Annotated in this window: 8 protein-coding genes; 6 read left to right on the top strand and 2 right to left on the bottom strand. The window is 63.6% G+C overall.

The features are described from left to right. The first annotated feature begins 60 nt into the window (after positions 1 to 60). A complete protein-coding gene (locus OY559_RS09005; protein WP_277729723.1) occupies positions 61 to 1,209 on the top strand; it encodes an acyl-CoA dehydrogenase family protein in 1,149 nt (382 codons plus the stop codon). Positions 1,210 to 1,383: 174 nt separating this feature from the next. Further along, on the top strand, positions 1,384 to 3,258 hold the full coding sequence (locus tag OY559_RS09010; RefSeq protein WP_277729724.1) for a DUF885 domain-containing protein: 1,875 nt from the start codon (positions 1,384 to 1,386) through the stop codon (positions 3,256 to 3,258). A 61-nt stretch (positions 3,259 to 3,319) separates the two neighbouring features. Here the strand turns inward: OY559_RS09010 and OY559_RS09015 are convergent, their stop codons facing one another. Beyond that, positions 3,320 to 4,222, bottom strand: a complete 903-nt coding sequence (locus OY559_RS09015; RefSeq protein WP_277729725.1) for an SDR family oxidoreductase — start codon at positions 4,220 to 4,222, stop codon at positions 3,320 to 3,322. Between the two features lie 128 nt (positions 4,223 to 4,350). On the opposite strand from OY559_RS09015, the gene OY559_RS09020 reads away from it, so the two are divergent. The 4 genes from OY559_RS09020 (at position 4,351) to OY559_RS09035 (ending at position 9,187) form a co-directional block, all read left to right on the top strand. Continuing rightward, a complete protein-coding gene (locus OY559_RS09020) occupies positions 4,351 to 4,734 on the top strand; it encodes a winged helix-turn-helix transcriptional regulator (RefSeq protein ID WP_277729726.1) in 384 nt (127 codons plus the stop codon). A 360-nt stretch (positions 4,735 to 5,094) separates the two neighbouring features. Next, positions 5,095 to 6,753: a type IV secretory system conjugative DNA transfer family protein gene (locus tag OY559_RS09025; protein ID WP_277729961.1), complete on the top strand. Its 1,659-nt coding sequence runs from the start codon at positions 5,095 to 5,097 to the stop codon at positions 6,751 to 6,753. Beyond that, positions 6,750 to 7,625 (top strand): hypothetical protein, encoded by an 876-nt coding sequence (locus OY559_RS09030; protein ID WP_277729727.1) that lies wholly within the window; start codon positions 6,750 to 6,752, stop codon positions 7,623 to 7,625. The genes OY559_RS09025 and OY559_RS09030 overlap by 4 nt, the downstream gene beginning before the upstream one ends. Then, positions 7,622 to 9,187, top strand: coding sequence for a Tle-like phospholipase domain-containing protein (locus OY559_RS09035; RefSeq protein ID WP_277729728.1), 1,566 nt, complete (start codon positions 7,622 to 7,624; stop codon positions 9,185 to 9,187). Before OY559_RS09030 ends, OY559_RS09035 begins: the two co-directional genes overlap by 4 nt. 149 nt (positions 9,188 to 9,336) lie before the next feature. On the opposite strand, the gene OY559_RS09040 is transcribed toward OY559_RS09035, so the two are convergent. Beyond that, complete coding sequence (locus OY559_RS09040; protein ID WP_277729729.1) at positions 9,337 to 12,510, bottom strand: efflux RND transporter permease subunit; 3,174 nt, start codon at positions 12,508 to 12,510, stop codon at positions 9,337 to 9,339. Position 12,511 lies beyond the last annotated feature (1 nt).

Here is a 12,511-nt window from a genome sequence, read left to right on the forward strand (position 1 = left end):
CGCCCACGGATGGTCGCGGGTTACAATTGGTATTCAAGTACGTAATGCCGAGGGGCACCCGTGGATTTCGCATTCACCGAAGAGCAGTTGATGATCCAGGACGTCGCGCGCCGGATCGCCCAGGAAAAGATCGCGCCCAGCGCGGAGCACCACGACAGGACCGGCGAGTTCCCGCTGGACAACATCCGCCTGCTGGGCGAGAACGGCCTGATGGGCATCGAGGTGCCGGCCGAATACGGCGGTGCGGGCATGGACCCGATCGCCTACGTGCTGGCGATGATCGAGATCGCCGCCGGTGATGCGGCCCATTCGACCATCATGTCGGTCAACAATTCGCTGTTCTGCAACGGCATCCTGAAGTTCGGTACCGAAGAACAGAAGCAGACCTGCGTACGCGCCATCGCCGAAGGCCGCGAGATCGGCGCATTCGCACTGACCGAGCCGCAGTCGGGCTCCGACGCCACCGCGATGCGTTGCCGCGCCGTGAAGCAGGCCGATGGCAGCTTCGTGATCAACGGCAAGAAGAGCTGGATCACCTCCGGCCCCGTGGCCAAGTACATCGTGCTGTTCGCGATGAGCGAACCCGACAAGGGCGCGCGCGGCATCACCGCCTTCCTGATCGATACCGCCAAGGCCGGTTTCCATCGCGGCAAGACCGAACCCAAGCTCGGCATCCGTGCTTCGGCCACCTGCGAGATCGAGTTCACCGACTACGTGGCTTCGGCGGACGATGTGCTGGGCAAGGAAGGCGAGGGCTTCAAGATCGCCATGGGCGTGCTGGATGCCGGTCGCATCGGCATCGCGTCCCAGGCCATCGGTATTGCCCGTGCGGCCTACGAGGCCACCATCGCCTACGTGAAGGAACGCAAGGCCTTCGGCGCGCCGATCGGCACGTTCCAGATGACCCAGGCCAAGATCGCCGACATGAAGTGCAAGCTGGATGCGGCCACGCTGCTGACGCTGCGTGCGGCATGGGTCAAGGGCCAGGACCAGCGTTTCAGCAACGAGGCGGCGATCGCCAAGCTGACCGCGTCCGAGGCCGCCATGTGGATCACCCACCAGGCGCTGCAGATCCATGGTGGCATGGGCTATTCCAAGGAAATGCCGATCGAGCGCTACTTCCGCGACGCCAAGATCACCGAGATCTACGAAGGCACCAGCGAGATCCAGCGCCTGGTCATCGCCCGCAACGAGACCGGCCTGCGCTGAATCCAGCGCCTCCGGAAAACGAGCGCCGCCCCAAGGGCGGCGTTTTTTTGTCCGCAGATCCGTGAGCGGGGCCACATCGCGCCCCCCATCTTTGGTCATGGGACGGGGCGGGGCGGGTTGGGTAGAGTGTCCGAATGCGGGGGTCTGTCCTCCGTATCCTTCCTGGAGACCCCGATGCGCAAAACCCTGATCGCCTGTGCCCTCGCACTTGCCCTGACCGCCTGCGACCGTGCCGCCACGCCGGATACCGGCGCTGCCGGCACTCCCGCCGTCGCCGCGTCCGCCGCCGACATCGCCGCCGAGAGCCAGCGCCTGAATGCCTGGTTCGAGACCAAGTACGAGGAGCAGTTGAAGTTCAGTCCTATCCAGCTGACCTTCCAGGGCCGCAAGGACCTGTACGATCAGGCGGACGACATGTCCGAACAGGCGCAGCGCGACCAGGTGGCCTGGGCCAAGGCCAGCGTCGAGGAGATGGAGAAGACCTTCGACTACGCCAAGCTCGACGACGAAACCAAGTTCTCGTATGACCTGTGGAAGCTGCAGTACGAGAACGCGCGCGATGGCCTGCCGTTCCTGCAGGACGGCTATGCCTTCGACCAGATGAACGGTGCGCAGGGCTTCTGGCCGACGTTCCTGATCAGTTTCCACAAGGTGGATGAAGAGGCGGACTACACGGCCTACATCGCCCGCCTGAAGGCGACCCAGCGCGCCTTCGGACAGTTGCTCGATCGCGCGCGCGCCTCGGCCGGACAGGACATCCGTCCGCCGAAGTTCGCCTACGAGGGCGTGATCGACCAGGCGAAGAAAGTCATCACCGGTGCGCCATTCTCTGCCGGCAAGGACTCCGCGATCTGGGCCGACGCGCAGGCGAAGGCCGATGCGCTGGTCAAGGCTGGCAAGATCGACGCCGCCCGCGCCACGGCGCTGAAGGATGAAGCGCGCAAGGCGCTGCTGGAGCAGTTCAAGCCCGCGTACGAGGGCGTGATCGCGTGGAGCGAGGAAGAACTGCCGAAGGCAGCGGTCAATGCCACCGGCGTGGGCAGCACGCACAAGAACGGCAAGGCGTATTACGAGTACCAGCTGCGGCAGATGACCACCACCGGCATGACGGCCGAGGAGATCCATGCGCTGGGCCTGAAGGAAGTCGAGCGCATCAAGGGCGAGATGTCGGCGCTGAAGGACAAAGTGGGCTTCAAGGGCGACCTGGATGCCTTCTTCGCCTTCATCGACAGCGATGCGCAGTTCAAGTACCCCAACACCGATGCGGGCCGCCAGGCCTACATCGACGACGCCACCGCCGCCATCGACAACATCAAGAAGGTGTTGCCGGAATACTTCGGCCTGCTGCCGAAGGCCGACCTGGTGGTCAAGCGCGTGGAGCCGTTCCGTGAGCAGGATGGCGCGGCGCAGCACTACTACCCGGGTACGCCCGATGGTTCGCGGCCGGGCGTGTACTACGCGCATCTGTCCGACATGAACGCGATGCCGAAGCCGGAACTCGAGGTCATCGCGTACCACGAGGGCCTGCCGGGCCACCACATGCAGATCGCCATCGCACAGGAGCTGACCGGCGTGCCGAAGTTCCGCACGCAGTACGGCGTCACCGCGTATGCCGAAGGCTGGGGCCTGTATTCGGAATGGCTGGCGAAGGAGATGCCGGGCACCTACAAGGACCCGTACTCCGAGTTCGGTCGCCTGAGTTCAGAGATGTGGCGCGCGATCCGCTTGGTGGTGGACACCGGCCTGCATGCCAAGGGCTGGACCGAGCAGCAGGCGGTGGAATATTTCGACGCCAACAGTGCGGTGCCGCGCGCGGCGATCGAATCGGAAGTGAAGCGCTATCTGATCATGCCGGGGCAGGCCACGGCCTACAAGATCGGCATGATCAAGATCCAGGACCTGCGCAGGAAGGCGGAAACCGAACTCGGCGACAAGTTCGACATCAAGGGGTTCCACGACACTGTGCTCGGCGGTGGTGCGCTTCCGCTGACGTTGCTGGAGCGTCGCGTCGACCAGTGGATCGCGAGGGAAAAAGCCAAGCAGGCCTGATCTCCGGACAAGGGATGAGACAAAGAACCCCGGCCTTGTGCCGGGGTTCTTCGTTGTGGGCTCAGGGGGCCCGGGTCAGCAGTGCGATGTTCGCCGACAGCCAGGCGTCCAGTGTCGTCGGCGGCTGACCGGTCAGCTGTAAGTAGTCATCGGTGACCGCACCAAGGTCGCCCGCGGCCGTCGCGACATCGAAGGATGCGAACACCTCGGCCAGCACCGGCGGAAAGCCGTGCGCTTTCAGGCCTTCGAGCCGTTGTTCCGGCGTGATGTCGACGACCGACAAGGGTTTGTCGGCAAGTGCAGACAAACGGCTGGCGATGTCGCGCGCGGAATACGCGTGCGAGCCGGTCAGCGTGAGCACTCGGTTCGACCTATCGGGGGAAGCCAATGCCACGGCCGCTGCGCGCGCGAGATCGTCGCGCGCGATATAGGCAATGCGACCTTCGCCTGCCGCCGACGCCCATTCGCCTGATGCCAGCGCACCCGGCAAGGCATAGGCCAGGTTCTCGAAGTACCAGGCATTGCGCAGAACCGTCCATGCGAGGGACGACGCAGCCAGCGCCTGTTCGGTGCCCCAGTGGTCGGGGGCGAACGACACGTGCGATGTTTCAGCGGACGGCAGCGAGGTGTAGACGACGTGGCCTACGTCGGCTTCGATCGCCGCCTCCACGGCGTTGCGGTGTTGGGCGAGGCGCTTGCCCGGCTCCATCAGCGCGTCCGTACTGACCAGCAACAGCCGGTCGGCCCCGGCGAAGGCGGAGGACAGCGTGGCTGGCTGGTCGAAATCGGCGGCACGCACGGTGACGCCACGTGCGGCAAAGTCCGCCAGTCCTTCGGGCGAGCGACTGGTCACGATGAGGCGCTCGGCGGGAACTTGCAGGGTGTCGAGCAGATGGTGGACGACGGCGCCGCCGAGCTGTCCGGAGGCGCCGGTGACCAGCAGGGTGGGGGCGGTGGCATTCATGGCAGGCTCCTGTTGCGGTAACGGAAAGGATATTGGTTACGCTATGGTAGTAATGGCTCCCGTGGTCACAAGCAGGGAGGCAGAAATAACCGGGTTACCGCGCGGTAACCGTCTACCGGACATCGACCATGACCCTGCACCGCCAATCGCTGATCCTTGTCGAGAATTGCCCTATCCGAGATGTGCTGGACCGGCTGGGCGACCGTTGGACGGTCCTGGTCCTGCACGAGCTGTCGGCGGGGACGCTGCGCTTTTCCGAGATTCGCAAGCGCATCGCCGACATCTCGCCGCGCATGCTGGCCCAGACGCTGCGGCACCTGGAACAGGACGGGTTGGTCAGCCGCGAGGTATTCCCGACGGTGCCGCCGCGCGTGGATTACGCACTGACGTCGCTGGGGCTGTCGTTCTTCGAGCGGGTGGAGATGCTGGCGCAGTGGGCCTCGGACCATCACGATGAGGTGCGTGCGGCGCGCAGGGCGTATGTGGCGCCGGCCGCCAACGCGCCCAAGTGACGCCGTTGCAGTAGAGGGACGGTCTCGTGCCCGCGTCGGACTATCGATTCCGGCGCTGCAGCGTGCCGGAGAAGAAAACACGGGGGTTGGAGCGCCGCCCGAGGCATCACAGATGCTGCTCAACAAACGTCGTTTCGGCTCGATCCGGAGGTGCCTGTCTATCGCGACATCACCGCGTCATCGGAGTAAATCAACTGACATTAGTAAGAAAATGCCGCGTCGTGGCTGGACGCGGTAGTCCGCTTGTTTCATCCTCAGGCGGTCGAGTGCAGAAGACGCCTTTACACAGCTGTACTGATGCATGGAATGTGACAAGGAGAAAGGAACGTGGGACGGAAGAAAGGAATCTTTCTGTCGGCAATGGGATTGCTGGCGTTGGGCGGGGGCATCTATCTGGCCGGATATATGACCTTGTGGTTGCTCGGCCTCGACGTCCCGCTTCGATGGGACACCTACTTGGGCTACCTGCGCGCGCTTGACCAGCCCCAGGTTGCGCCTTACGCCACGAAGATCAAGGCGGGCGGCGCGTTGGGATTCGGTCTACCGATACTCGTCTGGCTGGCAATGGCGATGCTGTTCATCAGGTCGCCGAAAGCGGCGCTGCACGGAGACGCGCGTTTCGCTCGCGCTGGCGACCTCGTCAGACAGGGCATGTTCGCACCTGCACCGGAAGGCATCGTGGTAGGCAGGCTGGGCGGAAAGCTGGTCCGATTGTCGGGCCAGCAGTTCGTCATCCTGGCCGCGCCGACGCGCTCGGGAAAGGGCGTTGGCGTCGTCATCCCCAATCTGCTGGAGTATCAGGGATCGGTGGTGGTCCTGGATATCAAGCAGGAGAACTTCGACCTGACCAGCGGCTGGCGCGCTAGCCAGGGTCAGGAGATCTATCTGTTCAACCCTTTCGCCGAAGACCGGCGGACGCATCGCTGGAACCCGCTCAGCTACGTGTCGTCCGATCCTGCGTTCCGCATCTCGGACCTGCAGGCGATCGCCGCCATGCTGTATCCGGACGGAGACGGAAAAGACAAGTTCTGGATCAGCCATGCGCGGAACGCCTTCCTCGCTTTCACGCTGTACCTGTTCGAGAATCACGACGAAGAACGCCGTCGGAAGTGTCCTCCGGAATTGCTGTCCGCTCCCACCTTGGGGCGCGTGCATCGCCTTTCGGCGGGGAATGGCTCGCAACAGAAGCAATATCTGCAGGAGCTTTCGGCCAAGCCATTCCTTAGCGAGCACGCCCGGACTGCGTTCGCCAACCTGCTTTCGCAGGCCGATGAGACGTTCTCGTCAATCCTGGGCACCTTCAAAGAGCCGTTGAACGCGTTCGTCAATCCGGTCCTCGACGCGGCCACCAGTGGTGACGACTTCCTGATCACCGATGTCCGGAAGAAGCGCACGACGATCTATATCGGCATCCAGCCCAACAAGCTGGCCGAGAGCCGCGTGCTGGTGAACCTGTTCTTCAGTCAGTTGATCAACGAGAACACCCGCGAACTACCGCAGTCCAACCCGGCGCTCAAGCATCAGTGCCTGCTGCTGATGGACGAGTTCACTGCCATCGGCAGGGTGGACATCATCGCCAGTGCGGTGAGCTACATGGCGGGCTACAACCTGCGCCTGCTGCCGATCATCCAGAGCATGTCGCAACTGGACGCGGTGTACGGCAAGGAGGTGTCGCGGACCATCATCACCAACCACGCACTGCAGATCATCTACGCACCCCGCGAACAGCAGGACGCCAACGACTATTCCGAAATGCTGGGCTACACCACCGTGCACCGTCGCAACCGCTCGCAATCGCACGGACAGCAGGGGAGCGTGTCATTCACGGAATCGTTGGAGCGCCGCGCGCTGATGTTGCCGCAGGAGCTGAAGGCGATGGGACCGGAGAAGGAGGTTTTCCTGTACGAGGGCATCCCGTATCCGGTGATGTGCGAGAAGATCAGGTACTACCAGGACAAGTATTTCACCAGGCGGCTGTTGCCGAAGGTGGACGTAAGTATGATCGAGGTTGGACCATGAATGGAGATGGCAGTATCGCCGTTTCGCGTGTGGAGCTATGCGCCAATAGGGGCGACAAGCTCCACGATCTGCAACTGCTGCACGATCTGGCCATCATCAATGCCCGTACTGTGGCCGAAATGGGCCCGCTACCGGCCGGAGGGTTTCCGGTCGTTCCCAAGCGCAGGCCCAACCTTCCAGGTTCCATTTCGGCAGTGTCACCTTCGGCGCGTGCCGATCATCAGGAGAACGAGACGATGGATCTCAAGTGCATGGCCGTGGCGGCCAGCATGGCATTGGCGGCGTGCGCGCCGGCACAGGACGCATCCACCTCGGCCGAGGAGGGGGAGGACAAGCCGCTGCGCAAGTTGAACCCGAACCCGAAGCAGGCCTACGTCATCACGATGAAGGTCGAGGGGGCGCCGGGGCCGTTTGCGGTGGTCAGGGGTGTCGCCCAGTACGACGTAGAGAATGCGCCGGAATGTGGTCGCTACTTGAAGTTCGCAGGTGTGTATCCCGACATGACCAGTATGGAATCATTCCCGCTGACCAGGGTTTCAGATACCGAGTACGAGGGCCGGGTATATTTTGATTTGCTCCTGGACGAAGACTACTTCGGGCGAGGCGTCTGTCGTTGGAAGTTCATGCAGGCGCAGGTGGCGCTCAAGGCTACGGGAGGAAAGCAAGAAACGGAATTTCTTCCATACTTGCGTGCCGAAGCAGTACACGCGGAAGAGTCACAAACGAGGTACTTCTGGAAAGGGCGTTATCCACGTAGTCAGACGGAGAATTTTCCTTCTTTCGGGCAGGAGGACAGAGCCAAGTTCGCGCAAGGTATTTCGGATGATGATCTGTTTATCATCAAGTTGACCTCCCGAAAGGTTCGGCCATGAGCATGACTTCACAGCAGTACGCCGGCTTGGCGGACAAGTCATATAGCAATGAGCATAAAGTTGGCGTGTATCCACCCGGCAAGCGGCCGCTGTTCGAGTATGAGGGAGTCGAGTACGCCGTCCTCGAACACGCAAGCAACCCAAGGAACGGCTACCAAGGCATGATCTTCCAGCGCGTGGATACTGGCGAGATCATTGTGGCCCACCGGGGCACGGAGGAGATCATCAAGGATGGTGCGCTTACAGATGGAAGCATGATGCTCTCGCGCGTCAATCCACAGGTGGCGGAAGCCTTAGCGCTGACCCAGCGTGCAATCGACAGAGACAATGACATCGGTCGCGAGACAGGCTATGCCCCCGAAGTCACCGTCACCGGCCACTCGCTGGGCGGCACGCTGGCTCAGATCACCGCGCACCACTTCGGGCTGCGCGGCGAGACCTTCAACGCCTATGGCGCGGCGAGTCTTGGCTACCGCATCGACAAGGGCGGCGACAACATCCTCAATCATGTCATGGCCGGCGATACCGTCAGCGCCGCCAGCCCGCATTTCGGACAGGTGAGGGTATATGCCAACGCCGGTGAGATCGCGGCTTTGCACAACTGCGGCTATGCCAACGACCGCAATCCGCTCGATCCGCGCGCCCCGGGCGTAGCCATCGGCGTATTGGCCGGCTCCCACCGCATGCATCACTTCCTCAACGAGGACGGCGAGGGCAAGCTAGATCGTTCCGCGCTGTCCGATCCTGCTGCGCGACAGTTGGCCGAGGTGTTCGATCCCATGATCGACAAGTTCCGCGGCGATGTGGCCGCGGGGCGGGGTATCGCCACGGTCGCCGCGCGTGGTCTCCACGGCAATGCGTTGGATGCCCTGGGCGAACTGCGCGGCCCGTTGCCGGCCGGCGAGCCGGCGGCGCGGGCGGAACGCGCCGCCGCAGCGGAGGCCGAGGTGGCGCAACGGCTTGCCGATTACCATGCTCAGCGGCAGCAGTTCTTCAGCGAGCGCCTTCCTCCTAAGAATCCGGACGCACAGCCGCCCGATCTCTTGCGGCGGCCGGAAACGAAAGACACCCCGGTCTTCCACTCCCCGACGCCGGATTACCTGCAATCCAAGCCATCGTCATGGGGCGGGCCGGGGACGGAGGACTCGCACCGTGACAGGAGTGCGCCATCGCTGGATATCCGGGCTCAACGGGACGACCAGGTGCAGGCGTTTCCGACCGATCATCCGCGGTATCCCTTGTATGCCGCTCTGGAAGAGCGATTGCCGGGCGTGGCGAAAGAGAAGGTGGCCGAGATCACGCACCAGGCCGTGGTGGGCGGCATTACCGACATGCGGCAGATCCGGGCCGTGATCGTCCATGACGACCAGGCATGGGTGGCGGGCCGGACACCCGGCGACCGAGCCAACGTGTCGCTGTCCGAGCCGTCTCCTTCCTTGCACGAGAGCCTGCGCGGGATCGAGTCATCCGACCGCCAGCAGATGCAGCAGACGGCGCAGTTCCAGGAGCAGCAGAGGTCGGCCAGCCAGGGCCATAGCGCACCGGGCCACGCGCTGACCTGAGCCGTACCGAAGGAGGGGCTTTGGCCCCGACTTGGGACCATCCGCTCTGTTGCGGTCTGGTGGTGACAGAGCATCGGCGCTGAAGCCGCTCCTACAAGAAAAGCCCCGGCATGGCCGGGGCTTTCTCGTTGACGTGCAGTGCGGTGGGATCAGTGCCCGCCCGCCGGTTCCGCAGGCAACATGCCATCAGCGTCTTCCGCCGTCTCGCGGTCGTGCGCATGGTCGCGGGCCAGGTACAGGTAGAACGCCGGCAGCACGAACAACGTGAACAAGGTGCCGATGGTCATGCCCGAGGCGATCACGACGCCCATCGAGAAGCGCGAGGCGGCGCCCGGGCCGCTGGCGATCAGCAACGGGATCATCGCGAACACCAGCGCGGCGGTGGTCATCAGCACCGGGCGCAGGCGGATGGCGGCGGCTTCCTCGATCGCTTCGCGCTTGGACAAGCCGCGTTCGATCTGCAGCTTGTTGGCGAATTCCACGATCAGGATGCCGTGCTTGGAGATCACGCCGACCAGCGTCACCAGGCCCACCTGTGTGTAGATGTTGATGCTCATGCCGGGGAAGGCTTCGATCTGCATCATGCCCAGGATGCCGCTGAGGATCGCCAGCACGTTCACCGTCAACAGCGCGCCGCAGATCGCCATCGGGACGGTCAACAGCATGATCAGCGCATCACGGAAGCTCTCGAACTGTGCCGCCAGCACGAGGAAGATCACGATCAGCGCCAGTGCCAGCGTGACCAGCATCGCCGCGCCTTCCTGCTTGTATTGCCGCGACTCGCCGGCGTAGTCCACCGAATATCCCTGTGGCAGCACTTCCTTCGCGGCCTGTTCGAGGATCGCCAGTGCCTCGCCCTTGCTCACGCCGGGGCGCGGGGCGAAGGTGATGGATACCGCGTTGAGCTGCTGGAACCGCTTCAGCGATTGCGGCTGCGCGCTTTCCTTCAGCGTCACCAGGGTCGACAGCGGAATCAGTTCGCCGTCGCGGGTGCGCGTGTAGTAGTTCTCCAGGTCGCTGGCGTTGAGGCGGTCGCTGCGCTGCACCTGCGGGATCACCAGGTATGAGCGGTTCTGCATCGCGAAGCGGTTGGTGTAGCCGCCGGACAGCATCGCCGCCATGTCGGCCGCCAGCGTGCGCATGTCGATGCCCAAGCTGGCCGCCTTGTCGCGGTCGATGTTGACCTCGATGCGCGGCTTGTCGATCTTCAGGTCCTTGTCCAGGAAGATGAAGCGCTTGCTCTCCATCGCCTTCATCAGGATCTGGTCGGCCAGTTCCGCCAACTGGCTCAGGTCGCCCACGCCACCGATGACGAACTCGCCGCCACCGCCGTCGCCGCCCGCACTCGGTAGCGAGGGCGGGACCAGCGCGAAGATGTTCAGGCCGCTGACCTGGCTCATCTTGGGCTGCAGTTCTTGCTGCAGTACCGCATTGGTCGAGCGCTCGCGCTCGCTCCACGGCTTCAGCACGAAGCCGGCCATCGCGCTGGGGCTGGCACCGCCGCCGCTGCCGCCGAAGCCGCCGTTGAACAGGAAGTAGTCCTGCACTTCCGGAACGCCCTTGGCGATGGCGGTCACTTCCTCGGTGTAGCGTTCGACATAGTCCAGCGTGGAGTAGGGGTCCGCGCTGGCGACGGAGAAGATGAAACCTTCGTCCTCCAGCGGTGCCGGCTCCTTGGGTGCGGTCATGTACAGGAACACGCACGACACCAGCACCAGGATGCCGAACACGCCGATCACCGACTTGGTTTCCATCGTGCCGTGCAGGCGGCGCTGGTAGCCGGCATTGATCTTCTCGAAGCGTTCGTCCAGCCACTTCTCCAGCTTGCCCTTGCCGCCTTCGCTGTGCGGCTTGAGGATCTTGGCGCACATCATCGGGGTCAGCGTCAGCGCGATGACACCGGACAACAGCACCGAGCCGGCCAGGGTGAAGGCGAATTCGGTGAACAGCACGCCGGTCATGCCGCCCTGGAAGCCGATCGGCAGGTACACCGCCACCAGCGTGGTGGTCATGGCCACGACCGGCCAGGCCAGCTCGCGTGCGCCCTTGATGGCCGCCTCGTATGGCGACATGCCTTCCTCGATGTGGCGGTGGATGTTCTCCAGCACGATGATCGCGTCATCCACCACGATGCCGATCGCCAGCACCATCGCCAGCAGGGTCAGCAGGTTGATGGTGAAACCCATCAGCAGCATCAGGAACAGCGCGCCCACCAGCGACAACGGCACCGTCACCGCGGGGATCAGCACGCTGCGCAGCGAGCCCAGGAACAGGAAGATCACCACGATCACGATGATCACCGCTTCCACGATGGTGCTGACGACCTCGTCGATGGCGTCCTGGATCTGCTCGGTGCTGTCGTAGGGGATCGTGGCCTTGATGCCTTCCGGCAACTGCGGGACGATCTCGTTGTCCCACAACGTACGCACGTCCTTGATGACGTCCAGCGAGTTCGCGTCCGGCGACACGAAGATGCCCATGAACGTGGCGGCTTCGCCGTTGATGCGGACCGACGTGCCGTAGCTTTCAGACCCCAGTTGCACATCGGCCACGTCGCCGAGGCGCACGATGGCGCCGTTCTGCTCGCGGATGATGAGCTGGCGGAACTCGTCGGCATTGCGCAGGTCCGTGCGCGCGGTCATGTCGATGGCGACCATCTGGCCCTTGGTCGAGCCCACCGCCGCCAGCACGTTGTTCGACGAGAGGGCCGTGGACACATCGCTCGCGGTCACCTGCAGCGCCGTCATGCGGTCCGGCTTCAGCCACACGCGCATGGCGAACGTGCCGGCGCCGAGGATGTCGGCGCGCTGCACGCCGGACACGGTGACCAGCTTGGGCTGGACCACGCGGGTCAGGTAGTCGGTGATCTGGTTGTTGTCCAGCGTCTCGCTTGCGAAGGACACGTACATCGCCGCGATCTGCTGGCCCTGCTGCAGGTCGATCACCGGATCCTCGGATTCCGGCGGCAACTGGCCGCGCATCTTGTTGACCTTGGCGGCGATCTGGGTGAGCGCCTCGTTCGGGTCCTGGTCGAGCTTGATGTAAGCCTGGATCACGCTGGCACCGGCCGAACTGGTCGAGCTGAGGTACTCGATGCCTTCGGCGCTGGCCACCTCGCGTTCAAGCGGCGTGGTGATGAAGCCCTGGATCAGGTCGGCATCGGCACCGTAGTAGGTGGTGCTGATGTTCACCACGGCGTTGCGCAGTTCCGGGTACTGGCGCACGTTCAATTCGGTGAACGAGCGCAGGCCGAACAGCAGGATGAAGAGGCTGACGACGATCGCCAGCACCGGTTTGTTGATGAAGATGTCGGTGAATTTCATG

It is taken from the genome of Pseudoxanthomonas sp. SE1 (assembly GCF_029542205.1).
GTDB lineage: Bacteria > Pseudomonadota > Gammaproteobacteria > Xanthomonadales > Xanthomonadaceae > Pseudoxanthomonas_A.